Raw genomic sequence first — 24,588 nt, 5'->3', positions numbered from 1 at the left:
GCGGCGAGCCGGGTCGGATCAGAGGTTGCCTACACACAAAGGAGTGCCTATAGGATCGTTCCCACGCGCCGCAAAGGAATGCCGCCCTGGACGCTCCGCGTCCCGCTTTTGACGCCGTGACGCAGAGCGTCACAGGATGCGTTACCACGCGGAGCGTGGGAACGGTCAAGCTGCCGGTAGTGCATTCCTGCGAAATACTTGCCTGATCCTCCGACTTATCGACTGGCGGATAGATAGCCCTTGCGCCGTGGTCTAGAGTGCAACGATGGGCCACAAGTCCCACTCTTCTTATAAGGGCTCAAAAGAGCTCAGCACCACCAACCGATGATCAGCAGGTGAACCCGCCATGGAATTACGTATCAACCAAAAGACCTACCAGGTCGATGCCGACGCCGACACGCCGCTGCTGTGGGTGATCCGCGACGACCTCGGCATGACCGGCACCAAGTACGGTTGCGGCCTGGCCCAGTGCGGCGCCTGTTCGGTGCTGGTGGACGGTAATGTGGTGCGCTCCTGCGTTACCCCGGTGGCGGGTGTGGTCGGCCGCGAGGTCACGACCATCGAGGCCATTGAGGACGATGCGGTGGGCAAGCACGTGGTCGCCGCCTGGGTCGAGCATCAGGTGGCGCAATGCGGTTATTGCCAGTCCGGGCAGGTGATGGCGGCCACGGCGCTGCTCAAGCACACCCCCGCGCCGACGGTCGCGCAAATCGATGCCGCCATGGTCAACCTGTGCCGCTGCGGCACCTATAACGCCATCCACACCGCCATGCAGGATTTGGCCCAGCAGAAGGAGCGCGCATGATGAATACGCGCAACGAACTGCTGGATGTGGCCCTGGGCGACCCGGTCAACCTGTCACGCCGGCGCTTTCTGGCCAGCACCGCCGTGGGCGCGCTGGTGATTGGTTTCGGCCTGCCGCTGGGTGGCGGCCGCGCCTTCGCGGCCACCGCCAACCCTGCGGAGCGCGGCACGCAGGTGCCGGCGTTTCTCGAGATTCGCCCGGACGGCACGGTGCGCCTGCTCAGCCCCTTTATGGAAGGCGGCCAAGGCACCCACACCGCCATGGCGCAAATTGTTGGTGAAGAACTGGACGCCGACCCTGCCACGTTTGTCGTCGAAGCCGCGCCACCGGGCGATGCCTATGTGGTGATGGAAAACGGCATGCGCATCACCGGCGGCAGCATGTCGGTGCGCATGAGTTACCCGGTAATGCGCCGCCTGGGCGCCCTGGCCCGCGCCATGCTGTTGCAGGCCGGCGCCGAGCAACTGGGCGTGCCGGTCGCGCAACTGACCACCACCCCCGGCCGCGTGGTACACGCCGCCTCGGGCCGCTCGCTGGGCTACGGTGAACTCGCCAGCCGCGCCCTCGACATGCCGGTGCCTGACCCGTCCACCATCACCCTGCGCGATCCGAGCCAGTTCCGCTGGATCGGCAAGCCGGTCAAACGCCTGGATGCCTACGACAAATCCACCGGCAAGGCGCAATACAGCATCGACCTCAAGGTCGACGGCATGCTCCACGCCGCCGTGCAGCATGCGCCGCGCCTGGGCATGACCGTGGGCAGCCTGCGCAATCAGGCGCAAGTTGAAGCCATGAAAGGCGTGCACTCGGTGCATCAACTGCCTGGCGCCGTGGCCGTGGTGGCCGAGCGCTGGTGGCACGCCAAGCGTGCAGTAGAAGCTATTCAGGTCGAATGGCTGGAAGCCGCCGCTGACTCTACAGTGCGCGCCATGCCGGCAGACTTTTCCAGCGACAAATACCGTGACTTCCTCGCCGCCCAGCAAGGCCCGGCCCGCGACGAAGAAAACGAAGGCGACGTCAACGCCACGCTGGCAAACGCCAAGACCAAGGTCGAAGCCACCTACCACAACCAGTACGTCAACCATGCCCAACTGGAGCCGCCATCGGCCCTGGCGCGCTATAACCCGGACGGCACGCTGGAAGTCTGGCTGCCCAACCAGGCGCCAGACATGTTCCGCGCCGACATCGCCAAGCGCACCGGACTGGATGTGTCAAAGATCACCTTGCATTCGCCGTTGCTGGGCGGCTTTTTCGGTCGGCATTTCCTGTACGACTCAGCCAACCCGTACCCGCAGGCCGTCGCATTGGCCAAGGCTGTGGGACGCCCGGTCAAGCTGATCTGGAGCCGCGAAGAAGAGTTCCTGCGCGATGTGCTGCGCCCGGTCGCGGTGGTCAAATTCCGCGCGGCGCTGGATGACAAAGGCTTGCCGGTGGCCATCGAAGCCGTGAGCGCCACCGAAGGCCCATCCGAAGCCATCGCCGGCAAACAGGGCGACAAAATCGACCCGACGGCTCTTGAAGGGTTGTCGGGCAAATCCTACGCGATTCCCAACAAACGCATCGCCCAGATCTACGTCAAAGGCCCGGCCATGCTCGGCTACTGGCGCTCGGTGGGCAACTCGCTGAATGACTTTTTCTACGAAGCCTTCCTCGATGAACTGGCTGACAAAGGCGGCCATGACCCGTATGAGTTGCGCCTGCACCTGCTGCGCGACAACAAACGCCTGACCACGTTGCTGCAAGCGGTGGGCGAGTTGTCCGGTGGCTGGAAACGTGGCCCGTATACCGCAGAAGACGGCAGCCGGCGTGCCCGTGGGGTGGCCATGGCCTCGCCATTTGGCTCGCATGCGGCGGTGGTTGCCGAAGTGTCGATCGAAAACGGCCAGGTCAAGGTGCATAACATCTGGGAAGCCATCGACCCTGGCAGCATCGTCAACCCGGCGATCATCGAGGCCCAGGTCAACGGCGCCGTAGCGTTGGGCTTGTCACAAACGTTGGTGGAAGAAGCGGTGTACGTGGACGGTAAACCACGGGCGCGCAACTACGACCTTTACCCGATCCTGCCACCCTCGCGGATGGCCAAGGTGCACGTGAAGATCGTCGAGAGCGGCGAAAAGATGGGCGGTATCGGCGAGCCGCCGCTACCCGCAGTGGCGCCTGCCGTGGCCAATGCGGTGGCGCACTTGACCGGCCAGCGCATCCGCAGCCTGCCCCTGAGCCGCTACACCTTCGCCTGACCGACAAGGAACGCCTATGAACAACCAACGATTGGCTAGAACCGCTGGCTGGCTGGTGCTGACCGGCGCAGTCGCCGCCGGCCTGCTGGCCTGGTACGTCACCCGTCAACCTGCTTCGCCGTTTGAACAGGCCAACGCCACGGCTGACCCGACACTGGTCAGCCGTGGTGAATACGTCGCCCGCGTCAGTGATTGCGTGGCCTGCCACAGCCTGCCGGGCAAAGCGCCGTTTGCCGGCGGCCTGGAGATGGCCACGCCGCTGGGCGCCATTCATGCCACCAACATCACGCCCGACAAAAACGTCGGCATCGGCACCTACAGCCTGGCTGACTTCGACCGCGCCGTGCGCCACGGCGTGGCGCCGGGTGGGCGACGGCTCTACCCGGCCATGCCCTACCCGTCCTACGTGAAACTCAGCGACGACGACATGCGCGCGCTGTATGCGTTTTTCATGCAAGGCGTGCAACCGGCCAGCGAGCCGAACATCCCCAGCAGCATTCCGTGGCCACTGAACATGCGCTGGCCCATCGCGCTGTGGAACGGCGTGTTCGCGCCGACTAAAACCTATGCCGCCAAACCCGAGCAGGACGCGTTGTGGAACCGAGGCGCCTATATCGTCCAAGGCCCCGGCCATTGCGGCAGTTGCCACACGCCGCGTGGGCTGGCGTTCAACGAGAAGGCATTGGACGAGTCCGGCGCGCCGTTCCTCGCCGGTGCCTTGCTCGACGGCTGGTACGCACCCAGCCTGCGCCAGGACCACAACACCGGTTTGGGCCGCTGGAGCGAGCCGGAGATTGTGCAATTCCTCAAGACCGGGCGTAACAAACACGCAGTGGTGTATGGCTCGATGACCGAGGCGTTTAACAACTCCACGCAGTTCATGCAAGACGACGACCTGGCCGCCATTGCGCGTTACCTCAAATCACTGCCGGGCGACCCGCAGCGTGACGGTTCGCCGTGGCAGTACCAAACGGCAGCGCTCGACACGAGCGCACCGGGTGCCCACACCTATGCCACCCGCTGCGCCTCCTGCCATGGCCTGGACGGCAAAGGCCAGCCGGAGTGGATGCCACCGTTGGCCGGTGCTACCTCAGCCTTGGCCAAGGAAAGCGCCTCGGCGATCAACATCACCCTCAATGGCTCGCAACGCATCGTGACCGCCGGTATGCCGGACGCGTACCGCATGCCGGCATTCCGCGAGCAATTGTCCGACCAGGAAATCGCCCAGGTGTTGAGCTACGTGCGCGGTACATGGGGCAACAACGGCGGCGCGGTGGAGGCTGCGGCGGTGAACAAGCTGCGCGGGCATACCGACCCGGCCAGTAGTAGCCCGATTATCCTGCATATGCGCTAACAGATCGTTCCCACGCTCCCGCGTGGGAATGCAGGCCGTGACGCTCCGCGTCACAGCTGCGCAAAACTTGAATGTTGTGAGCGGGACGCAGAGCGTCCCAGGCTGCATTCCCACGCAGAGCGCGGGAACGATCTGATGGCCGCAGGCTACCAGCCATACAAGAGGGTCCAGAGGATACAGCCAGCAAACCATACCATCCCAAAATGATACGGCCACACCGCCCAACGCTTGAGGGACAGGGGGACGGCCGCCACCTCTGCCTCGGTCACCTCGCCTCTTTTAATGTGAAATTTAGGCATGCCCAACAGGTCACTGATCACGAGCATGCGATGAAACCTGTCGATGTGCTTGTTTCTGCCCCAAAACCGTTTGTTGGCGCAGACCACCTCGTTTTCGCTGAAGTAGCTTTCCAGGGCTTCGAGCTTTGTGCACTCGGCGTAGAAAGTGAGTCCGCCAAAAACGAACGTCGCTATGGATAGAATGATTGCAAGGATGAGTTGAAAATCCATGCTTATGCGCCCTCTGGCTGAAAGATCAGATCACCGTCGATCTCTTCGATTTGCCCGCCCAGAAACGCACCGAAATCGCCAACTACATTGCCTACTGCAAACCCTCCCGCAGCGCCGCCGATCACTGCGCAAGCCAGGTCACCGTTTCCTTTAGCCACGACGCCCAAAAAAACCTTGCAGCCGAGACGGGCTATTTTCGCGCCCGCCTTCCCTCCGCCATAAGCGCCCCCTACGCCACCCACCAACTTCCCCGTTTCCACATACTTCGCCCGCCGACACTGCGCCTCGCGTCCCTCCACACACGCCTCCTTGATCTCCAACCCTGCCACGCCCACGTCCAGTGCCAAGCCCACATAGGTGCCCATCCCCAACCACTTCGAGGTCTGCGCAATGCTCCGCATCCGCTGCGCATACCCGGCAATCTCACCCTTGTGCAGATAGCTTTTGGTTGAAACCCCCAATATCTTTTTCAGCGCCTGATTACCTCGCAACCCCGTGCCAAATCGCGCCGCGCCTTGCAACTGGGTATCCAGCAGCCCAAACAGCGCCTGGCGCTGGCGCAAAAAAGCCTCACGCTCCAAGCCTGCGGTTTTCAGGCGCTGGTGCAGCCGCTCAATCTCTTCCAGCGTCTGCGCCACTTCGTCCAGATGCCGCGCCCACGCCGATGTTGAGCTGCCCACTCCCAACGAGCCGTACCCGAGAAGACTTTGCAGCAGGTCATAGTTGTTGACCACTTGGGTGGCGGCGCGCGCGTCCAGCTCCCGACCGATTGCCTCGGCATGGCGCACAAGCCAGGCCTCTTCCAGCGAGCAGATCACGCTGTAGGGATCGGGAATAATCACCAACTGCCCAGGCCTCACCAGCCCATGACGCAGGTGCCGGTTCAGCACATCATAATGATCGGCACGCTGCCGTCCCGGGGCATGACCCATCAACTGGTTTTTCAAGCTGATGTAGTCCGTGAGGCGGTCGTTGATATAGCCCTGCGCCATGCTTCGTATCCCTGAATGCAATGAAGATGGCGTTGGAATATAAGCAGGCGAACAGGGCTCGGACACAAGGTCGGGAAGGCTGAGTGATATTTGGGAAGTTGCCTACATCACTAGAAATTAACGCCTACAAAAATGGCCGGACTTGATAGATCGTTCCCACGCTCCCGCGTGGGAATGCAGCCCGTGACGCTCCGCGTCGCACCTGCGCAAAACTTGAATGTTGTGAGCGGGACGCAGAGCGTCCCAGGCTGCATTCCCACGCAGAGCGCGGGAACGATCTGTGGCGAGATTAGTGGCATTTGGTCATGGTTTTTAAAGGGCCAGCAGGGCGCGTCCCTTTAAATTGCAGGACGTTTCCTAGACAATCCTTGCCGCCTTGTGCCTGTTGGAATCGATGGCTAGTCTGCGATCCGTCACTGCTTATCAGTGATCGGGTTTAGTCGCTCGGTATTCCAAAAGGTGCATGGCCCTCCATGAGGTTTTATGGTGGCTGTGCGCAGGGCGCCCTCGGGTGCGCCGGTTTTTACCTTTTGGTCCGGTCGACTAACCTGCGTACAGCCGCCACCCTACGTTTAGTCGCGAACGGTTCGGCTCCTTGAATCCAAAAGGTAGCTAAACAATGAAAAAAGTCGTCCCCGACCCACCCCGCAACACCACCAAAGACCGCGCCGCCTTCAACCGCGCCATCGACCATTACCTGCCCTCCAACGGCGTTAAAATCGAAGACCTGAGCTTCGAAGACGCCCTGCTCCACACCGCCAGCTTGCTCGACAGTGCTTCAGCTACTGCACTCAACTGCGGTGATTTGCTGGCCAGTCCCCAGCGCGCGAAGATTCTGGCAGTGTGGCATTTGCTGGAGATGGCCAAGACCACCGTGGATCGCTCCATCGAGTGCCTTAAACCCACAGCCCCGCCTGCCTGAACGCAATAAAAACGGTGGGAGCGGCGGTGCGACGATTCGACTTGCTCGCGAATGCGGTGGGTCAGCCCCCGAGATGCTGACTGAACCACTACATTCGCGAGCAAGCCCGCTCCCACATTTGACCTGCGTCATTTAATAGGCCTCATCACATTTGTTAACCGTTTATTTGACGTTTTTTTCTCATCTGCGCCTCTACATTCGCCGCGCCCCAACATGCAAATGATTCCTATTGGTCTAGTCTCAATCGACCCCTCACGGGCTTCCCGTGCCTACATAAAAACCGGAGCATTCAACGTATGGCTTCCCGTCTACCGTCTTTCCTCACTAAAGCCCTGCTCGCCACTGCATTGGTGGGCGCCGGGCAGGTGTATGCCGCCGAAACCGCCGGCATCGTGGTGTACAACGCCCAGCACGAAAGCCTGACCAAGGCCTGGGTTGAGGGCTTCACCGAGGAAACCGGTATTCCGGTAACCATCCGCAATGGCGACGACACCGAGATGGGCAACCAGCTTGTGCAGGAAGGTGCAGCCTCGCCGGCCGACGTGTTCCTCACCGAAAACTCCCCGGCCATGGTGCTGGTGGACAACGCCGGGCTGTTCGCGCCAGTAGCGCCGAGCACGTTGGAACAAGTGGACGCCGCCTACCGCCCCGCCCACGGCAAGTGGCTGGGCATCGCCGCACGTTCGACGGTGTTCGTGTACAACCCGAGCAAACTCAAAGAAGCCGAGCTGCCAAAATCTTTGCTGGATCTGGCCTCGCCAAGCTGGAAAGGCCGCTGGGCTGCCTCACCGGCCGGTGCCGACTTCCAGGCTATCGTCGCCGCCGTGCTGGAACTCAAAGGCGAAGCCGCCACCCTCGACTGGCTCAAGGCGATGAAAGCCAACGCGAGCATCTACCGGGGCAACAGCGCAGTACTTAAAGCCGTCAACGCCGGCCAGGTCGACAGCGGCGTGATCTACCACTACTACAGCTTTGTCGACCAATCCAAGACCGGTGAAAACAGCAAGAACACCCAGTTGCACTACTTCAAACACCAGGATCCAGGCGCCTTTGTGAGCATCTCCGGCGCCGGTGTATTGGCCTCCAGCAAGCATAAAGACGAAGCCCAGGCCTTCTTGAAGTGGATCACCGGCAAAGACGGACAGGCGATCCTCAAGGACGGCAACTCGTTCGAATATGCCGTGGGCCAGGGCGCACAGTCCAACCCCAAGCTGACACCGCTGGCCCAGCTGGACGCGCCGAAAGTGGACGCCTCCAAGCTCAACAGCAAAAAGGCCGTCGAACTGATGACCCAAGCCGGACTGCTCTGATTGCTGCCTGAACCTTTAGCTCCCGCCTTAACGCAGGCGCAACCGCGTAAACGCGCCCACGGTTTGTTTAAAAGCCGTGGGGGCACGTGGGTCACCAGTTTGTCAGTAGTGGTGTCGCTGCTGGCGCTGCTGCCCATTGCGTTTGTGATCGGCGTGTCCTGGCAAATCGGCTGGGCGCAGATTGAAGCGTTGGTGTGGCGTCCGCGTGTGGGTGAACTGCTGGTCAACACCGTGTTGCTGGTGGTGTTCACCCTGCCCTTGTGCGTGGTGCTGGGCATTGCGCTGGCGTGGCTGACCGAGCGCACCAACCTGCCAGGGCGCCGTGTGTGGTCGCTGCTGGCGGTTGCGCCGCTGGCGGTGCCGGCGTTTGTGCACAGTTACGCCTGGGTCAGCCTGGTGCCGTCGATGCATGGTTTGCCGGCCGGCGTGCTGGTCTCGGTGATTGCCTATTTCCCGTTTTTGTACTTGCCGGTGGCGGCGACCTTGCGCCGGCTCGACCCTGCCATTGAAGACGTGGCCGAGTCCCTGGGCCTCAAGCCCTGGGCGGTATTTTTTCGCGTGGTGCTGCCGCAGTTGCGCCTGGCGATCTGCGGCGGCGCACTGCTGGTGGGCCTGCATTTACTCGCAGAATACGGCCTGTACGCGATGATTCGTTTCGATACGTTCACCACCGCGATTTTCGATCAGTTCAAATCCACCTTTAACGGCCCTGCCGCCAATATGCTTGCGGCGGTGCTGGCGCTGTGTTGTTTGGCGATGCTCACGGCGGAATCCGCTGCACGCGGGCATGCGCGTTATGCGCGGGTCGGCTCCGGCAGCGCCCGCGAGCAACGTATTGTGAGCCTGCGCACGCGCACCACGCTGCTTGCCCTTGGCTTGCAAGGGCTGACCTGTGCGCTGGCCCTGGGTGTGCCGTTGATCACCCTGGGCAAGTGGCTGATCGCCGGTGGCCGTGAGGTTTGGCAGTTCAACGAACTGCTGCCCGCGCTGGAGCAGACCGTGCTACTGGGCGTGGCCGGTGCCGTGCTGACCACCTGTGCGGCGGTGCCGATTGCGTGGCTGTCGATTCGGGCGCCAGGGCGTTTACAGCGCATCCTGGAAAGCTGCAACTACATCACCAGCTCGTTGCCCGGCATTGTGGTGGCGCTGGCCTTGGTCACAGTGACCATTCATTTCGCCCGGCCGATCTACCAGACCACCATCACCGTGCTGCTCGCCTATTTGCTGATGTTCCTGCCACGGGCGCTGGTGAGCCTGCGCGCGGGTATCGCCCAGGCGCCGGTAGAACTGGAAAACATGGCGCGCAGCCTCGGCCGTTCGCCGGGCCGCGCCCTGTGGCTGATCACTTTGCGGCTGGCCGCGCCTGCTGCGGCTGCGGGTGCGGCGCTGGTGTTCCTGGCGATCACCAACGAGTTGACCGCCACCTTGCTGCTGGCGCCTAACGGCACGCGCACCCTGGCCACCGGTTTCTGGGCGCTGACCAGCGAAATCGACTACGCCGCTGCCGCGCCTTACGCGCTGATCATGATCCTGTTGTCACTGCCGTTAACCGGCCTTCTCTACCATCAATCCAAACGCACGGCAGGCCGATGAACGCCCTCGAACTCCACGCCCTCTGCAAGACCTTCGGCACCCAGCGTGCCCTGGCGGACGTCTCCCTCGCGGTGCCCACCGGCAGCCGCACAGTGATCGTCGGGCCTTCGGGCTCGGGCAAGACCACCCTGCTGCGCATGATCGCCGGCTTTGAATTCCCCGACACCGGCAGCCTCACGCTCAACGGCCAGGTATTGGTCGACGCCACCCACGCGGTGCCGGCCCACCAGCGCCAGATCGGCTATGTACCGCAGGATGGCGCGCTGTTCCCGCACATGACGGTGGCCGACAATATCGGCTTTGGCCTGGCCACCCAAGGTGAAGCCCGGCACACGCGCATCGCCGAACTGATGGACAGCGTGGCCCTCGACGCCAACATGGCCCGGCGCTGGCCCCATGAACTGTCTGGCGGCCAGCAGCAACGCGTGGCACTCGCCCGGGCCTTGGCCCAGCAACCCCGGTTGATGTTGCTGGATGAACCGTTTTCCGCGCTGGACACCGGCCTGCGCTCGGCCATGCGCAAAATGGTCGCGCGCCTGCTGAGCGACGCGGGCATCACCACGATCCTGGTCACCCATGATCAAAGTGAAGCGCTGTCGTTTGCCGACCAATTGGCAGTGATGCGTCAGGGGCGCCTGGTGCAGGCGGGCCACCCGATGGACCTGTACCAATACCCGGTCGATGAGCAAACCGCGTTGTTCCTCGGCGAAGCGGTGGTGATGCCCGCCCGTATTGAAGCTGGCTGGGCGCATTGCGGGCTGGGCCGTGTGCCGGTGGACAGTACGGCGGACCACGCAGCAACGCGGATCATGCTGCGCCCGGAGCAATTGCAGCTGAGTACCACCGACCTGTCGGGCTGCCGTGGTGTCGTGACCGAGCGCGAATTCGGCGGCAATACCTGCACGTTGACCGTGGTGTTGCAGCCTGCCGAGGATGAACCGGGCCAGGCGATTCTGGTGCGCAGTTCCGGCCTGCAAGCCCCGCCCACCGGCAGTGTGGTGCACCTCACGACACTCGGCACGGCGCATGTATTGAAAAAAACCCAGGCCCTCAGTCTCAGCTAAGTGTCGGGGCTTACCTTCTCCCCTGCGCCAACCACTGCGCAGTCAAGGAGAGGTAACCCCGATGAATGCCACAGCAGCCCGTTGGCTGAACAAAGTACCCGAGGTGACGCTGTCATTCTGGGTGATCAAGATACTGTCCACCACCGTGGGCGAAACCGGCGCGGATTACCTCGCCGTGGATGCAGGCTTCGGCGCCGGCTGGACCAGCATCGGCATGGCCGCTTTGCTGGGGCTCGCGTTGTTCGGACAACTGCGCACCAAGGCCTACACGCCGTGGATCTACTGGCTGACGGTGGTGCTGGTGAGCATCGTCGGCACGCAGATCACCGATATCCTCACCGATAAGCTCGACGTCAGCCTGTACACCAGTACGGCGATTTTTTCGGTGCTGCTCGCGCTTAACTTCATCGTCTGGTATCGCACCGAGCGCAGCCTGTCGATCCGCGACATCGTGACCCCACGGCGCGAGTGGTTCTACTGGACCACCGTGCTGTGCACCTTCGCTTTAGGCACCGCCGCCGGTGACCTGGCCACCGAAGCCCTGGGCCTGGGCTTTACCCTCGGCGCGGTGATTTTCGCCGGTTTAATCGGCGTGACACTGCTGGCCTGGCGCCTGGGCGTCAACAGCGTGCTGACCTTCTGGATCGCCTACATCCTCACCCGCCCGTTCGGCGCCTCCCTCGGCGACCTGCTCACCCAAGCCAAGACGTACGGCGGCCTGGGCATGGGCGCCAGTTGGACCAGCGCGTTGTTCTTGTGCGTGATCGTGTTGCTGGTGGCCGTGGCGCAAATCAGCATCGGCAGCCGTAAAACCCTCATTCAATAAATTCTCACTCCAAGGAAACTGCCATGAGCAAAGTTCGCAATGTGATCCGCCACGCCGCCATTGTTTCAGCGATTTTCATGCTGGGCATCGCCACCGGTTGTTCCAAGCCGGCTGACAAACCTGCCAGCGCGGCCAACCCCACCAGCAGCCAGCGCCATATGTCGCAACTGGGTGATCTGTCGGCGTTTCGTAACATCGCGGTAGACGTTTCCGATCTTGTCGCCAAGAACGACCTGTCAGGTGCCAAAGCCCGCATCAAAGACCTGGAAACCAGCTGGGACAGCGCTGAAGCCGGGATCAAGCCACGTGCCGCCAACGACTGGCACGTGCTCGACAAAGCCATCGACCGCGCCCTCTCGGCCCTGCGTGACGGCAACCCTAACCAGGCAGAGTGCAAAGCCTCGATGGACGACCTGCTCAAGACCTTCGACCTGATGAAGGGCTGATATCGGACAAATGCCTGCCCAGGTGCTTCAATACACACGCGGCGATCACCTCGCCGCGCGTGCTTTTTGTGCGGAGAGACTTATGCGAATACTGCTGGTCGAGGACGACCCGATGATTGGCGATGCGATCCAGCGTGCGCTCAGCGACGCGAGCTATGCCGCTGACTGGGTCAAGAATGGCCTCACCGCCCTCGCCGCCCTCGACACCCATCCCTATGACCTGGTGCTGCTCGACCTTGGCCTGCCTGGCAAGGATGGCCTCGACGTGCTGGACACGATTCGCGCACGCAACAACCCCGTGCCCTTGCTGATCATCACCGCCCGCGACAGCCTCGACGACCGCCTGCGGGGCCTTGACGGCGGCGCCGATGATTACTTGCTCAAGCCCTTCGATATCCCGGAACTGCTCGCACGCATGCGTGCGGTATTACGCCGCAAAGGCGGCAGCGCTCAATCGTTGCTGGGCAATGGCGTGGTGACGCTGAACCTGCTCACCAAGCAAGCCAGTACGCAAGAACAGCATGAGGTCGCCCTTTCCAGTCGCGAATTTGCGCTGCTGCAAGCGCTGTTGATTCGTCCCGGCGCCATCCTTTCGCGCAGCGAGTTGGAAGACCGCTTGTATGGCTGGGGCAATGAGGTGGAAAGCAACGCCATCGAATTCCTGATTCACGCCTTGCGGCGCAAATTGGGCACTCACGTGATCAAGAACGTCAGGGGCATGGGATGGATGGTTTCAAAAAACGTCTGAGCGAGTCAGTGCAACTGCGCCTGTCGGTGGCGTTATCCCTCGCTATTTTGCTGGTGGCCTTGGTGGCCAGCGTGTTCGCCTTTGTCTCGGCGTTTGAAGAAACCCACGAACAGCAGGACGCCACCTTGCGCCAGGTGGCGATGCTGTATGACCGCCAGCACATGACCCTGCAATACCCACAAGGCCCGGCGCTTAAAGGCGATGACGAAGAAACCCGGGTGATCATCCAGCACCTGAGTGACAGCCCAAGGGCCACGGGCACCACGGATGAAGCCTTGCCTTTGCCGTTTCCGGCCAGCCTCGCCGATGGCCTGTCCACCGTCGCCATGGTCTGCGAAAATTTTCGCGTGCTGGTGCACACCACCGCCCGTGGTGAACGCATCGCCGTGGCCCAGGAATCCGATGCCCGCGACAAAGACGCCCGCGAAAGCGCCTGGCGCAGTTTGTTGCCGTTCCTGATTCTGTTTCCGGTGTTGTTACTGGTGGTCGGCGACTTGGTGCGCAAGTTGTTTCGCCCCATTGGCGTGCTTGCCGCAGAGATCGACCAACGGGCCGAGCAGGAACTGCACCCGATTGAAGAGCAGCACCTGCCCAGCGAAGTACGCCCGTTTGTGGTCGCGATCAATCGCCTGCTGGCACGCGTCGGGCAGTCCATGGACAGCCAACGGCGCTTTGTCGCCGATGCCGCCCATGAACTGCGTTCACCGATGACCGCCCTGGCGCTGCAAGCCGACCGGCTGGCCGCCACCGAGCTGTCGCCCGTCAGCCGCGAGCGGTTTGAGCCGCTGTCACGCGGCATTCAACGCGGGCGCAAACTGATTGATCAATTGCTGAGCCTGGCGGCGGCGCAGTCGGCGTCTGAGCGGGCGCAAACCACACTGTCGGTGCATACCGTGTACCGCCAGATACTGGAAGATTTGCTGCCATTGGCCGAGAGTAAACAGATCGATATAGGCGTTGAAAGCACCCAGGATGTGCAGGTGACGTTCAACGAATTGGACCTGTTTACGCTGGTGAAAAACCTGGTGGATAACGCCATTCGCTACACCCCGCCGGGTGGGCGTATCGACCTGTCGGTTGCGCTGACTGCCGACGGCGCTCAACTGCAAATCAAAGATTCCGGCCCCGGCATTACGCTAGAGGAACAGGCGCGCGTGTTCGATCCGTTCTATCGCAGCCTGGGCACCGACGAGGCCGGCTCCGGGCTTGGACTCTCGATCGTCAAGGTGATTGCCGATCGCACAGGCGCACGGGTGCAACTCGCGTTTACTGACGCCATTGCGCAACGGGGCTTGTGTGTCACGGTGTGGCTGGCGAAGTAACGTGCAGTTTTTTCTGACGTGGATATTGCCCAACAGAACTAAAAGTCCATAATGGACAAATTAGTTTATCTGCGGAGATTGCCATGTCCAGCACGCCCCTTGTCATGAATCAGGCCCAGGCCCGTGAATTGCTCACCCAGGTCGATGTGCCCCACATTCTGCACAAGCTGTTCCGCGACCTGGCGGCCGGGCTGGCGGTGCAGCCGGCGCAGCAGCTGGTGGAGTTCCCGCATGGGGCCGGCGACTTTATCAACTACCTGGGCGTGCTGGCCGATGAGGGCGTTTATGGCGTCAAGACGTCGCCCTACATCGTGCGCGAGCAAGGCCCACTGGTGACGGCCTGGACGTTGTTGATGTCGATGCACAGCGGCCAGCCGCTGATGCTGTGTGATGCGGCCGAGCTGACCACCGCGCGCACCGCTGCCACCACTGCATTGGCGGTGGACGTGCTGGCGCCTGCTGCCGCGCGGCGCCTGGCGATTATCGGCAGTGGCAAGGTGGCGCAAGCGCACCTGCACTACGTGCGCAACCTGCGCGACTGGCAGCAGATTCGCCTGTATTCACCGAGCCTGGGCCACGCCAGCGTCGACACCCTCGCCCACCTCAAAGGCCTGGACCCGCGCCTGACCCTGGCCGACAGCTGTGACAGCGCCGTGGAAGACGCCGATGTGATCCTGCTGTGTACCTCATCGGCCGGCCCGGTGCTCAACCCGGCGCGTTTGCGCAAGCCAGCGCTGATCACCTCCATCAGCACCAATGCGCCACGCGCCCATGAAGTGCCACCCGCCAGCCTGCACGCCATGCATGTGTTCTGCGACTATCGCCAGACCACGCCGGGCGCGGCCGGTGAGATGCTGATCGCCGCCGAGCAACACGCTTGGGACAAGCGCGCCGTGATCGGCGACCTGCCGGAGTTGCTCAGTGATATGGCGCAGCGCCCGGACTATGACCGCCACGTGTTTTTCCGCTCGATCGGCCTGGGCCTGGAAGACGTCGCACTGGCCAATGCCCTGTACCAAACCCAGCGCTAACCATTGTTTAAGGAGATGTTTATGAGCCATGCAGACTTCATCATCATCGGCGGCGGCATTGCCGGTGCATCCACCGGGTTCTGGTTGTCGCAGCATGGCAAAGTATTGGTGCTGGAGCGCGAAAGCCACCCGGCCTATCACTCCACCGGGCGCTCGGCGGCGCTCTACACCGCGGCTTATGGCACACCGCAAGTGCGCGCGTTGACCCTGGCCAGCCGTGCATTTTTTGATAACCCGCCGGCAGGCTTCTGTGAGCACCCGTTGCTGACGCCACGCGGGGAGATCACCGTGGATTTCAGCGGCGACCCGGCGGAACTGGAGCGTCAATACCAGAGCGCCAAGGCCACGGTGGCGCAGGTGGAACGGCTGAGTGTCGATGAGGCGTGCGCACGCTTGCCGATTTTGCGTCGTGAAAAAGTCCACGGCGCCATCTTCGACCCGACCGCCAGCGACATCGACACCGATGCCCTGCACCAAGGTTATTTGCGTGGTATCCGTCGCCATCACGGCGAAGTGCGTACCGACAGCCCTGTACTGGGCCTGAGCCGTGACGCCGACGGCCTGTGGCAGGTGCGTACCCAGGACGCGACCTACACCGCGCCGATCATCATCAACGCTGCCGGTGCCTGGGCCGATCAGATCGGCGGCCTCGCTGGCGCGGCGTCCATCGGCCTGCAGCCCAAACGGCGCTCGGCGTTTATCTTCGCCGGGCCAGAGGGTGTCGACACGCATGGGTGGCCGATGCTGGTGGCCCTCGACGAAGCCTTTTACATGAAGCCTGACGCGGGCATGTTCCTCGGCTCACCGGCCAACGCCGACCCGGTCGAACCCCAGGATGTACAGCCCGAAGAGCTGGACATTGCCATGGGCATTTACCAGATCGAAGAAGCCACCACCTTGACCATCCGCCGCCCGACCCGCACCTGGGCCGGGCTGCGCAGTTTTGTGCCTGATGGTGATTTGCTCGCGGGCTTCGACCCGCAGGTGCCGGGGCTGTTCTGGGTCGCGGCGCAGGGCGGTTATGGCATCCAGACCTCACCGGCCATGGGCCAGGCCAGCGCGGCGCTGGTACGCGGCGCACCGTTGCCGGAGCCGCTGACGCGGTTTGGCCTGGACGCTGGTATGCTCTCGCCCGTCCGCCTGGAGCCGCATTGATGAGCATTGCTGAACAAGAAAACGTTGTGCAGAACTTTCGGGCGATCGCCGATGCGATCGCCACGCTGTTCTTTCCCCACGCCGAAGTGGTGCTGCATGACTTGCGCACGCAAAAGGTCGATTACATCGCCAACAACCTGTCGAAACGGGCCATTGGTGACGACTCCTCCCTGGAGGACATGCTCAGCGATGACATCCGCGAAGTGAATATCGGCCCGTACGAAAAGCTCAACTGGGACGGTCAGAAAATCCGCAGCCTGAGCACGGTGCTGCATGACCACAAAGGTCGTCGGCTGGCGGTGCTGTGCATCAACCTGAATATCTCGTTGTTCGAAAACGCCAAGGCGGCGCTGGACCTGTTCCTGTCACCGAGCAAGCTGATCCCACAGCCGGATTCACTGTTTCGTGATGACTGGCAGGAGCGCATCAACACCTTCTTGCATGCCTGGATGCGTGAACGTCAGTTGAGCCTGAACCTGCTGACCCGCGACCATAAGCGTGAGCTGGTGCTGGCATTGCATGCCGAGGGCGCGTTCAAGGGCAAGAGCGCGTCGAACTACGTGGCGAATGTGCTGGGGATGGGCCGGGCGACGGTGTACAAGCACCTTAAGGAATTGAAGGGCTGAACGATCGTTCATCAACTGTGGGAGCTGGCTTGCCTGCGATGGCATCAACTCGGTATTCCTGATGTACCGAGGTGTCTGCATCGCAGGCAAGCCAGCTCCCACATGTGACCGAGTATGGCTTTACTGTTGCTGTTACACCCTCAGTCGCCGTAGATATCGGACTTGAAATACTGCTGTGAAATCTTCTGATACTCGCCATTCGCGCGGATGCCGTCGATGGCCGTATTCAGCTCACTGACCAGTTCGGTATTGCCCTTGCGCACTGCGATCCCGGCGCCCTCGCCCACGTATTTGGGGTCCTTGAGTTCCGGCCCGACGAAGGCGTAGCCCTTGCCGCGTGGCATCGACAAAAAGTCACTCAACGGGATGGTGTCGGCAAAAATCGCATCCAGGCGCCCCGCCGCCAAATCCATGTAGATCTCTTCGTTATTGCTGTAGCGCTTGACGTTGATGCCCTTGGGCTCGAACACCTCGGTGGCATAGCGGTCGGTGGTGGTGGCGCGCTGCACGCCAATGGTCTTGCCCTTGAGGCTGGCGTACTGGTCATCCACCACCGCGCCGTCCTTCATCACCAGGCGCGAGGAAGTGAAGTAATACTTGTGGGTGAAATCCACCGATTTCTTGCGGTCTTCGTTGATGGTCATGGATGACAGGGCCAGGTCGATTTTCTTCACTTTAAGCGAAGGGATCAGGCCGTCGAATTCACCTTCCACCCACACGCACTTGACCTTCATCTGCGCGCACAAGGCATTACCGATGTCGTAGTCGAACCCGACGATCTTGCCGTCCTGGGTCTTGGAGGCGAACGGTGGGTAGGCCGCCTCAATGCCGATACGCAAGGTTTTCTCAGCGGCCAGCACATGGCTTGAAGCAAACAGGCCCAGGGCCAGTGCAGCGATCAGCGCGGGTTTCTTCATGGTCGTTATCTCGCAAGTTGTTGTTGGTTTGGCAAGCGTGAAGAAAGAGAGGCATAGGCTTTTTGTACTTATAATTCCATATTGGACTTTTAGGTATTATCCGTCAATCCATCCCGCCTCCTACGCGCTCGGGCACAAATTAGTGCCCGCCTCCATCGTTTCTCCACAAAACCTCCCATGAATGCGCACGTTGGTTGCGCACACTTGCGTTCACCGTTGCGTAGATTTACCAGGAGAACACGATGATTCCTGCTCTGGAGGTCAGCACCCTCACCCAGAAGCTATGATCACTACTGGCAAACGTGGCCATGGACCGGCAGCCACGATAAGGCAGATAAGCACGAGCGCAGGGATGCACAGGCTCGCCGCGTATTCACCGAGCAGACCATGACTGATTTCCCCGTTGCATCGATTCCCCGCCCGGACTGCGTCAGAGAACCCCAGGCCCTCGTGCTGATTGCCGAAGATGAGCCGCAAATCGCCGACATTCTGGAGGCTTACCTCAAACGCAGCGGCTTTCGCACCGCCCACGCGCGTGACGGCCAACAGGCGCTGGACATGCACCTGGCGCTCAAGCCGGAGCTGATGTTGCTGGACGTGCTGATGCCCCACGTGGATGGCTGGCAAGTGCTCGCGCAAGTGCGCCAACGCGGCCATACGCCGGTGATCATGCTGACCGCGCAAGACCAGGACATGGACAAGCTCATGGGCCTGCGCATCGGCGCCGACGACTATATCGTCAAGCCGTTCAACCCCGCCGAAGTGGTGGCGCGCACCCAGGCGGTACTGCGCCGCTCCATCGCTTATCGCGACCGCGCCTGCCCCACGGTGCTGCGGGTGGACGCGTTTGAAATTGACCTGGAAAGCTACGAAGCCACGGTGACGCTGGTCGGCCGCCGAGTGCCGCTGGCCTTGACCGTCACCGAATTCAGGCTGCTGGCGCAACTGGCCAAGGCACCGAAACGGGTGTTCACCCGCGCCGAGCTGTTGGCCCAGTGTTCACCGGAAAGCGACAGCCTGGAGCGCACGGTCGACAGCCATATCAGCAAACTGCGGCGCAAGCTCGAAGACCTCGGCGTGCAGGGTGTGCCCACCAGTATCCGTGGCGTCGGCTATCGGTTCGGGAGCATGGTGTGAAAGGGCTCAATGGCCTGAGCCGCCAGATCATCTTGTCGATGTGCGCCGTGGTGCTGTGCGTGATCGCCCTGGCGGTGATCGGCTCGTATATTTTTTACGCATTGCTGTGGACCTACTGGCCGCTCACCGACGCCGAAGTGGATGCCTGGCTGCCGGCCAAGGCTGAATGGGTGTGGATGGGCCTGACCACGTGCGTGAGCCTGGCGGTGGGCTCGATTGTGGCGCTGAAACTGTCGCGGCGAATCCTGATGCCGCTCAACTCCGTGGCCGAGAACCTGCGCAAACTGGCCGACGGCGACCTGGACGTACAGGCCGTTGCCGGTGACCAGTCGATCGGCGAAGCGGCGATCCTGGTCAATGACTTCAACAGCATGGCCAAACGCTTGCAGCGCATGGCGCAGGAGCAAGCGTTCTGGAATGCCGCCATTGCGCATGAACTGCGCACGCCACTGACTATTCTGCGCGGGCGCCTGCAAGGGTTGGCCGAGGGTGTATTCGAACCCGACACCGCGCAGTTCTATAGCCTGCTGGGCCAGGTCGAAGGCTTGACGCGCTTGATCGAGGATTTGCGCGTGGTGGGCCTGGCCGACAGTGGCTACCTGGAACTCAACCTGCAAGAAGCCGACCTGGCGACAGGCATCGAAGACGATGTACGGTTGTTCGAACCGAGCCTGGTGGCCGCAGGTTTTGTGCTGCAACTGGACCTGCAACGCCGCACGATGCGCTGCGACCCGGCGCGCATTCGCCAGGCCTTGCTGGCCCTGCTGGATAACATTCGGCGGCACGCGACACCGGGCAATGTCATCGTCCACCTGAGCACCCGCGACGGCTTCAACTACCTGCGCGTGCGCGACGACGGCCCCGGCATCGACGAAGGTTTTGCCGCGCGCCTGTTTGACGCCTTCCAACGCGGTGAAAACTCCCGCTCACGCGCCCAGGGCGGCAGTGGCCTGGGCCTGGCCGTGGTGCGTGCCATCGCCCTCGCCCATGGCGGCGCCGTGACCTGCCGGCGTATGGAAAACGGCGGCACGCTGTTTGAACTCAGTTGGCACGTTTGATTGGGCGAGGCACGGTGATGCGTATGTTTTTTTCGGTGTTTAAGCGCCCGCCCCGTTATCGGCACTTTGCTTTATTGGACGCAAAGCAGGTGTGTATTGCGTTTAAAAGCTGCCGCACAAAACCTGTCGGCGAGCATTGGATAGAAGTCGAACGGGTCAACCTGTCTTGGCTGGGAACCACGCTCCCAGGCTGCGCCCGTACCGTTGAGCGAGTGTATAAATGAGCAATGACGTGTCCCGACTCGAAGCCTCGTTAAGGCTGCACACGGCCCGTTTGAAAAGGTTGCAGCGTTTCTGGGTGCCGCTGCAACGGCGTGCCCCGAAGTGGGTGCTGGCGTTGTGGATTGCAGGCATCTTCATATCGCTGGCCACCCAGTGTCACGAGCACTGGCTGGTGACCGCACCGATGATCTGCACATTGATCGTGGCGGAGATTATCGTCGATGAGCGGCAAATGACGCTGTTATTGCGCGTCGACCAGATGCGTGACCTGCTCAGAGAAGCACGCAACCGCTATCTGTGTTGATAAGCGCAGGTTGCTGGCGAGCCCTTGCGCAATCATCGTAGTCAATTTTGATCAGCAGATTCTTCAGGTCCGTGAACTACGCCTGGACTAAGTGAAGGCCGAGCGAAGCTGACAGTAAAGGCCAGTATCTGCACCGGTAACCTGTGGCGAGGGAGCTTGCTCCCTCGCCACAGAAGTGATACGGATCCTTAACTATTACAACGCTTGCTTGCACCCAATGCGCCCCGGCAACTGCCCTTGCCTGGCCTTCAACGCGGCCTGCACCGCCTGCGGCAGATCACTCCAGAACGTCAGCCCGGAGCGCTCTTCGATTTGACTCACGGGCACCTGGTAATCGCAGAAGTTCGCGCCTTTGGGCGTTTCCTGGTTCATGACGAACGAGGCGTACATTCCGCCTTCAGGCGAGCTGCCGACAAAGATGATTTTCCAGTAGCCACTGGGAATGGTGTGCACCTTGTTCGTACCCGGCAGCGTGCCGACAAAATGCTCATACAGCGGCCCGGTGGCGACATACACCGCGTCGATCCCCGCCTGCTTGCTCAGGTTGCGCTCCTGGTCTTCCAGGTGCGCCCACGGCCCCTGGTTGAGGTCGGACTTCTGCGGGGTGATGTTCGACAGGTAATTGAGGCTTTGCCAATCGGCTACCCCCGCCATCGAGGCGAGGTTGGCCTGATGGCCACGGTCGACTTTGAGCGCGACATTGGCGCCGTTGTAATCCACCGGGTCGAGGGTTTCGCCGGCCGGAATGTCCGGGTCGGTCTGCCAGTCGCGCGCGCGGCCGCTGGCGGGGGTGGTCTTGGTGATTTTGTACGACACCCAGTTGGCAAACTTGGTCGAGCCATTATTGTTCAGGGTGTACGCCTGGCGGTTCAGCGTCAGTGGGCTGCCACCGCTGGGGCAGCCGACCGAGCAGTTGTCGAACTGCCAGGCCTGTTGGGGCTGGGCTTGCGGTGTGACGGCCGACTCACGGGTTCTGTCCGGTGTGGTACAAGCGGCAACCAGCGGGATCAACAGAAACGCGAGGTGTTTGGACTTCATACTTCCATGCATGGTGTAGCTCCTTGGGATGATTCAATGACAGAAGGTCTGTCGGCGGCTGCGATCCATCGCAAGCCGACATAAACATTAAACCACTTAAACGTTTCAAATTGCGTACAGGTTTCAGTGGGCGCTAAAAAAACCGATCACGCCGCGCAAGCCCACATTCAGATCGCGTTACATCAGGTGGCTGCTCTGCTTTTTATCCGTTGGTGAGGATCACTTCAATGCAGGTGATTGGACACGCAGGCCTTACAATGAGAGGGTCTGCTGCGGGTGCAGGCACGGGCACTTATCCTGACCGCTCACTTATTCCCAGGCTGGGGCTTTAAATGGACATCAAGCAACTCAAATTCCTGATCGCGCTGGAGCAGACCCGGCACTTCGGCCAGGCGGCTGCGCGCTGCCATATCACCCAGCCGACCCTGTCGATGCGCCTGCGCAATCTGGAGGATGAGCTGGGCCTGGAGCTGGTCACCCGTGGCCAGCGCTTCGAAGGCTTCACCCAGGCCGGCGAACGCGTGTTGGCCTGGGCCAGAACCCTGCTCGCCGCCCATGACGGTTTGTTTGCCGAAGCGGCGGCGTGTCGCGGGCAGTTAGTGGGTAGCCTGCGCCTGGGGCTGGTACCGCTCAGCGGGTTCAACTCGATCAGCTACATCCAAGGTCTGTCCCAGACGTTTCCAGAGCTCAAATTCAGCCTGTCGTCCATGAGTTCGGACAAGATCATCGAAGCCCTGGGCACCAATCAACTGGATTTGGGTGTGTGCTACCTGGACCACGTAAACCCCAATTACCTGGAGGTTTTTGAACTGGGCGAAACCCGCGTCGGCCTGCTGTACGACACGCGCCACTTCCAGTTCGAAGGCACCGAAATGAGTTGGGAAGATGCCGCGCAGTTGCCCCTGGGGATGATCAGCAACGGCATGCATTATCGAAAATCCATTGACCTGAGTTTCCGCAGCCGTGGCCTCGACCCGCAGCCCATTCTCGAAAGCGACTCGACCTATCAGTTGTTCCAGGCGATCCACGAAGGTTTTTGCTGCGCGATCATGCCGCTGGACAGTGGCATGGAAAACCCGATCGAGAACCTCGCCTTTATCAACTTGCCGGACGCCAGCGTGCTCGCGCCACTGGGGTTGGTGATGCGCAAGACCGAACCGCGCTCGGCCATCGCCGAGAAGTGTTTTGCACACGCCAAACAGATGTTTGCCGGCAACGGCACGCACTGATCTGCAGCGCGAAAGGACGAACACTCTGACTGTGGCAAGCCTGCTTGCCACAGGTTCAGCGTCGCACCACCGTTATGTCGATAACGGTGCAAGATGACGAATGGCTCAGTTCGACACTTGCTCAAGGAAAATCAGCTGCAGCGGCTCGCTAAGCAAGTCGTCGGCCGTGGCTGCAAATTGCTTGAAGTACGGCGTGGCAAAATGCGCATCGAGGGCCGCCTGGTCCTTGAACGACTCACGCATGTAGAAGGTGCCGGGGGCGTCGCGCAGCTCAAACAGCACATAGTCGAGGTTACCGGGCTCGGTGCGCGTTGGCGCAACCAGGGCCAGCAGGCCGTGTTTGAGTGCCTGCTGTTTGCCAGGTTTGGCTTTGAGTACGGCGATGGAAACCAAGGGTTTTGACACAGGGGTCGCTCCGTCAGGGGAATGGCTCGCACAACCTGCAATCAACAGCGCAAGCAGCGTCACACCCGTAGAAGTGATGAGGTTTTTAAATACCATGTTGATATACGCCGCAGGTGGTTAAGGAGAAACCCAGCGTAATGAAACCCCGGCTGCGTTAGCCATCCGCTCGGGGCGCATAGACTTTCAATGGAATGTTGAAAGTGATTGAAACGGCAGCTGACGATACAAGGTTCTGGCGCTCACACCCGAAAACGCATCGGCCGAAAGTTGCCCAGCAATGGCGACGCGACACCGGTGATCAGCTCTTCGCTCAAGAGCCGCGCCAAGGTGGGCGCCAGGGTCAAGCCTGGATGGGCGCTCAAGATATAAAGCCCGCCGTCGTCGCCCGCTGGCCCCACAATAGGCAGGTGGTCGTCAGACAGCGGTCGCCACCCCACCGCTACGGACTTCAGCGCGATGGATTGTGCACCGTTCAACTGCCCACGAATGGCCTCAAGGGCTCTGAGCCCAATGGCAGCGGGGCCATTTTCGGGCGTATCGTCGATGTAGTCTTCAGCCGCAATCAGCGTACAGGTGTCGCCTTGACGAGCCTCCATATCGGCGTTCGAAACAATGCCATTGAGCAGCGCCTGCGCCACTTCAAACTTCAACAGAATCGCCGGAGACGGTCGAATGGGCAGATGCAGGCTTTGGCCAACTAAAAGATCAAGCACTCCCAAGCCCGCAGCCAGTACCGTTTTTTTGCCATACCAATTGCCTGCCTGCGTACTGACGCCCACAACCTGGCCATTTTCAACGAGCAACTGGCTGACTGCACAATCGCAGACTACCCGTGCGCCAAAGCCTTCAGCGGCCAGAACCAGGCACTCAATGGCTTCGACCGGCGAGATGATCCCTGCCGCCTGCGTATAACGGGCGTGAAGAGGCGGGTGAGCAAGATTGGGCTCAATTACTCGGATTTCAGCCTGCGAAACCGTACGCGGTTGAAGGGAAGAAAGGTTCAGGCCCGCTGCTGATGCTTGGGGATTTTCCGGGCAGACGCCATAGGTCAATTCTGCACACCAACGCAACGGGAACGATGGCAACGCAGCCTGAAGGTGGTGGTAATCATCCATCACGTTTTGCGCCAGATGCTGCACGGGTTCAATCAACGCACTGGCATTGATCCACCCAAAGGCATGGCCGCTGGCACCGCTGGCAGGCCGGGCTTCTTCAATAAGCATCACGCGCTGCCCGGCCTTGGCGCTGTAATAGGCCAAAGCCGCACCATGAATGCCGGCCCCCACAATAATCAGATCGTATTGGTTCATTAAAACAACTCCCTTGCCTGGTACTTGC

At 61.3% G+C, this 24,588-nt stretch carries 24 protein-coding genes; 18 read left to right on the top strand and 6 right to left on the bottom strand.

Annotation, left to right across the window (positions count from 1 at the left end):
* Positions 1–346 precede the first annotated feature (346 nt).
* The 3 genes from GIW28_RS04020 to GIW28_RS04010 are packed head-to-tail and all read left to right on the top strand — an operon-like array spanning position 347 to position 4,396.
* Complete coding sequence (locus GIW28_RS04020) at positions 347–805, top strand: (2Fe-2S)-binding protein (protein ID WP_017137716.1); 459 nt, start codon at positions 347–349, stop codon at positions 803–805.
* Positions 805–3,042 carry a xanthine dehydrogenase family protein molybdopterin-binding subunit gene (locus GIW28_RS04015; RefSeq protein ID WP_017137715.1) on the top strand — a complete coding sequence of 746 codons (2,238 nt, stop codon included), beginning with the start codon at positions 805–807 and terminating at the stop codon, positions 3,040–3,042. Before GIW28_RS04020 ends, GIW28_RS04015 begins: the two co-directional genes overlap by 1 nt.
* Positions 3,043–3,058: 16 nt before the next feature.
* Complete coding sequence (locus GIW28_RS04010) at positions 3,059–4,396, top strand: c-type cytochrome (RefSeq protein ID WP_177032280.1); 1,338 nt, start codon at positions 3,059–3,061, stop codon at positions 4,394–4,396.
* Positions 4,397–4,542: 146 nt separating this feature from the next.
* Here the strand turns inward: GIW28_RS04010 and GIW28_RS04005 are convergent, their stop codons facing one another.
* Entirely contained in the window at positions 4,543–4,905 is a 363-nt protein-coding gene (locus GIW28_RS04005) for a hypothetical protein (RefSeq protein WP_017137713.1), read from the bottom strand.
* A 2-nt stretch (positions 4,906–4,907) separates the two neighbouring features.
* Positions 4,908–5,897, bottom strand: coding sequence for a hypothetical protein (locus GIW28_RS04000; RefSeq protein ID WP_017137712.1), 990 nt, complete (start codon positions 5,895–5,897; stop codon positions 4,908–4,910).
* A 619-nt stretch (positions 5,898–6,516) separates the two neighbouring features.
* Here GIW28_RS04000 and GIW28_RS03995 point away from each other — a divergent pair.
* From GIW28_RS03995 to GIW28_RS03945, 11 genes are all read left to right on the top strand, one after another.
* Positions 6,517–6,819, top strand: coding sequence for a DUF6124 family protein (locus GIW28_RS03995; protein WP_236448206.1), 303 nt, complete (start codon positions 6,517–6,519; stop codon positions 6,817–6,819).
* Positions 6,820–7,115: 296 nt separating this feature from the next.
* Positions 7,116–8,129: an iron ABC transporter substrate-binding protein gene (locus GIW28_RS03990; RefSeq protein ID WP_058421302.1), complete on the top strand. Its 1,014-nt coding sequence runs from the start codon at positions 7,116–7,118 to the stop codon at positions 8,127–8,129.
* Positions 8,130–8,132: 3 nt separating this feature from the next.
* Positions 8,133–9,722 carry an ABC transporter permease gene (locus tag GIW28_RS03985; protein ID WP_026013755.1) on the top strand — a complete coding sequence of 530 codons (1,590 nt, stop codon included), beginning with the start codon at positions 8,133–8,135 and terminating at the stop codon, positions 9,720–9,722.
* Entirely contained in the window at positions 9,719–10,786 is a 1,068-nt protein-coding gene (locus tag GIW28_RS03980; protein WP_017137709.1) for an ABC transporter ATP-binding protein, read from the top strand. The genes GIW28_RS03985 and GIW28_RS03980 overlap by 4 nt, the downstream gene beginning before the upstream one ends.
* 61 nt (positions 10,787–10,847) lie before the next feature.
* Positions 10,848–11,612 (top strand): COG4705 family protein, encoded by a 765-nt coding sequence (locus GIW28_RS03975; RefSeq protein ID WP_138450645.1) that lies wholly within the window; start codon positions 10,848–10,850, stop codon positions 11,610–11,612.
* A gap of 23 nt (positions 11,613–11,635) precedes the next feature.
* Positions 11,636–12,058, top strand: a complete 423-nt coding sequence (locus GIW28_RS03970) for a hypothetical protein (protein WP_236446523.1) — start codon at positions 11,636–11,638, stop codon at positions 12,056–12,058.
* Positions 12,059–12,140: 82 nt separating this feature from the next.
* A complete protein-coding gene (locus GIW28_RS03965; RefSeq protein ID WP_017137706.1) occupies positions 12,141–12,806 on the top strand; it encodes a response regulator in 666 nt (221 codons plus the stop codon).
* Positions 12,782–14,128, top strand: coding sequence for an ATP-binding protein (locus tag GIW28_RS03960; RefSeq protein ID WP_236446525.1), 1,347 nt, complete (start codon positions 12,782–12,784; stop codon positions 14,126–14,128). Before GIW28_RS03965 ends, GIW28_RS03960 begins: the two co-directional genes overlap by 25 nt.
* An 83-nt stretch (positions 14,129–14,211) precedes the next feature.
* Positions 14,212–15,159 (top strand): ornithine cyclodeaminase family protein, encoded by a 948-nt coding sequence (locus GIW28_RS03955; RefSeq protein ID WP_169987182.1) that lies wholly within the window; start codon positions 14,212–14,214, stop codon positions 15,157–15,159.
* 21 nt (positions 15,160–15,180) lie between these two features.
* Positions 15,181–16,314, top strand: a complete 1,134-nt coding sequence (locus GIW28_RS03950; RefSeq protein ID WP_017137703.1) for an NAD(P)/FAD-dependent oxidoreductase — start codon at positions 15,181–15,183, stop codon at positions 16,312–16,314.
* Positions 16,314–16,940 (top strand): helix-turn-helix transcriptional regulator, encoded by a 627-nt coding sequence (locus GIW28_RS03945; protein WP_017137702.1) that lies wholly within the window; start codon positions 16,314–16,316, stop codon positions 16,938–16,940. Before GIW28_RS03950 ends, GIW28_RS03945 begins: the two co-directional genes overlap by 1 nt.
* A gap of 140 nt (positions 16,941–17,080) precedes the next feature.
* On the opposite strand, the gene GIW28_RS03940 is transcribed toward GIW28_RS03945, so the two are convergent.
* The gene (locus GIW28_RS03940) at positions 17,081–17,857 is read right to left on the bottom strand and encodes an ABC transporter substrate-binding protein (protein WP_138450004.1); all 777 of its coding nucleotides are present in this window, start codon (positions 17,855–17,857) and stop codon (positions 17,081–17,083) included.
* 387 nt (positions 17,858–18,244) lie between these two features.
* Between GIW28_RS03940 and GIW28_RS03935 the strand changes: the two genes are divergently transcribed.
* The 3 genes from GIW28_RS03935 to GIW28_RS03925 all read left to right on the top strand — a co-directional run bounded on the left by GIW28_RS03935 (position 18,245) and on the right by GIW28_RS03925 (position 20,578).
* Positions 18,245–18,994 carry a response regulator gene (locus tag GIW28_RS03935; RefSeq protein ID WP_177034135.1) on the top strand — a complete coding sequence of 250 codons (750 nt, stop codon included), beginning with the start codon at positions 18,245–18,247 and terminating at the stop codon, positions 18,992–18,994.
* Entirely contained in the window at positions 18,991–20,052 is a 1,062-nt protein-coding gene (locus tag GIW28_RS03930) for an ATP-binding protein (protein WP_017137699.1), read from the top strand. The genes GIW28_RS03935 and GIW28_RS03930 overlap by 4 nt, the downstream gene beginning before the upstream one ends.
* Before the next feature lie 220 nt (positions 20,053–20,272).
* Complete coding sequence (locus GIW28_RS03925; protein WP_236446527.1) at positions 20,273–20,578, top strand: hypothetical protein; 306 nt, start codon at positions 20,273–20,275, stop codon at positions 20,576–20,578.
* A gap of 195 nt (positions 20,579–20,773) precedes the next feature.
* Here GIW28_RS03925 and GIW28_RS03920 read toward each other — a convergent pair whose 3' ends face one another.
* Positions 20,774–21,628 carry a DNA/RNA non-specific endonuclease gene (locus tag GIW28_RS03920; RefSeq protein WP_236446528.1) on the bottom strand — a complete coding sequence of 285 codons (855 nt, stop codon included), beginning with the start codon at positions 21,626–21,628 and terminating at the stop codon, positions 20,774–20,776.
* Positions 21,629–21,948: 320 nt separating this feature from the next.
* Between GIW28_RS03920 and GIW28_RS03915 the strand changes: the two genes are divergently transcribed.
* Entirely contained in the window at positions 21,949–22,845 is an 897-nt protein-coding gene (locus tag GIW28_RS03915; protein WP_017137695.1) for a LysR family transcriptional regulator, read from the top strand.
* Between the two features lie 105 nt (positions 22,846–22,950).
* On the opposite strand, the gene GIW28_RS03910 is transcribed toward GIW28_RS03915, so the two are convergent.
* On the bottom strand, positions 22,951–23,250 hold the full coding sequence (locus GIW28_RS03910; protein WP_017137694.1) for a putative quinol monooxygenase: 300 nt from the start codon (positions 23,248–23,250) through the stop codon (positions 22,951–22,953).
* Positions 23,251–23,489: 239 nt separating this feature from the next.
* On the bottom strand, positions 23,490–24,560 hold the full coding sequence (locus tag GIW28_RS03905) for an NAD(P)/FAD-dependent oxidoreductase (protein ID WP_236446529.1): 1,071 nt from the start codon (positions 24,558–24,560) through the stop codon (positions 23,490–23,492).
* Between the last annotated feature and the right edge of the window lie 28 nt (positions 24,561–24,588).

The sequence above is a fragment of the Pseudomonas sp. PA-5-4B genome, assembly GCF_021606215.1.
GTDB lineage: Bacteria > Pseudomonadota > Gammaproteobacteria > Pseudomonadales > Pseudomonadaceae > Aquipseudomonas > Aquipseudomonas edaphica.
The sequence above is the reverse complement of the archived record's forward strand: the minus strand, read 5'-3'. Positions and strand labels throughout refer to the sequence as shown.

Excerpts from the sequence above, each read along its gene's own strand:
- GIW28_RS03925 (WP_236446527.1), top strand. The coding sequence starts at position 20,273 with ATGAGCAATGACGTGTCCCGACTCGAAGCCTCGTTAAGGCTGCACACG.
- GIW28_RS03945 (WP_017137702.1), top strand. The coding sequence starts at position 16,314 with ATGAGCATTGCTGAACAAGAAAACGTTGTGCAGAACTTTCGGGCGATC.
- GIW28_RS04005 (WP_017137713.1), bottom strand. The coding sequence starts at position 4,905 with ATGGATTTTCAACTCATCCTTGCAATCATTCTATCCATAGCGACGTTC.
- GIW28_RS03970 (WP_236446523.1), top strand. The coding sequence starts at position 11,636 with ATGAGCAAAGTTCGCAATGTGATCCGCCACGCCGCCATTGTTTCAGCG.
- GIW28_RS04000 (WP_017137712.1), bottom strand. The coding sequence starts at position 5,897 with ATGGCGCAGGGCTATATCAACGACCGCCTCACGGACTACATCAGCTTG.
- GIW28_RS04010 (WP_177032280.1), top strand. The coding sequence starts at position 3,059 with ATGAACAACCAACGATTGGCTAGAACCGCTGGCTGGCTGGTGCTGACC.
- GIW28_RS03995 (WP_236448206.1), top strand. The coding sequence starts at position 6,517 with ATGAAAAAAGTCGTCCCCGACCCACCCCGCAACACCACCAAAGACCGC.
- GIW28_RS03965 (WP_017137706.1), top strand. The coding sequence starts at position 12,141 with ATGCGAATACTGCTGGTCGAGGACGACCCGATGATTGGCGATGCGATC.
- GIW28_RS04015 (WP_017137715.1), top strand. The coding sequence starts at position 805 with ATGAATACGCGCAACGAACTGCTGGATGTGGCCCTGGGCGACCCGGTC.
- GIW28_RS03935 (WP_177034135.1), top strand. The coding sequence starts at position 18,245 with ATGACTGATTTCCCCGTTGCATCGATTCCCCGCCCGGACTGCGTCAGA.
- GIW28_RS03950 (WP_017137703.1), top strand. The coding sequence starts at position 15,181 with ATGAGCCATGCAGACTTCATCATCATCGGCGGCGGCATTGCCGGTGCA.
- GIW28_RS03940 (WP_138450004.1), bottom strand. The coding sequence starts at position 17,857 with ATGAAGAAACCCGCGCTGATCGCTGCACTGGCCCTGGGCCTGTTTGCT.
- GIW28_RS04020 (WP_017137716.1), top strand. The coding sequence starts at position 347 with ATGGAATTACGTATCAACCAAAAGACCTACCAGGTCGATGCCGACGCC.
- GIW28_RS03980 (WP_017137709.1), top strand. The coding sequence starts at position 9,719 with ATGAACGCCCTCGAACTCCACGCCCTCTGCAAGACCTTCGGCACCCAG.
- GIW28_RS03960 (WP_236446525.1), top strand. The coding sequence starts at position 12,782 with ATGGATGGTTTCAAAAAACGTCTGAGCGAGTCAGTGCAACTGCGCCTG.
- GIW28_RS03915 (WP_017137695.1), top strand. The coding sequence starts at position 21,949 with ATGGACATCAAGCAACTCAAATTCCTGATCGCGCTGGAGCAGACCCGG.
- GIW28_RS03920 (WP_236446528.1), bottom strand. The coding sequence starts at position 21,628 with ATGCATGGAAGTATGAAGTCCAAACACCTCGCGTTTCTGTTGATCCCG.
- GIW28_RS03975 (WP_138450645.1), top strand. The coding sequence starts at position 10,848 with ATGAATGCCACAGCAGCCCGTTGGCTGAACAAAGTACCCGAGGTGACG.
- GIW28_RS03990 (WP_058421302.1), top strand. The coding sequence starts at position 7,116 with ATGGCTTCCCGTCTACCGTCTTTCCTCACTAAAGCCCTGCTCGCCACT.
- GIW28_RS03955 (WP_169987182.1), top strand. The coding sequence starts at position 14,212 with ATGTCCAGCACGCCCCTTGTCATGAATCAGGCCCAGGCCCGTGAATTG.
- GIW28_RS03905 (WP_236446529.1), bottom strand. The coding sequence starts at position 24,560 with ATGAACCAATACGATCTGATTATTGTGGGGGCCGGCATTCATGGTGCG.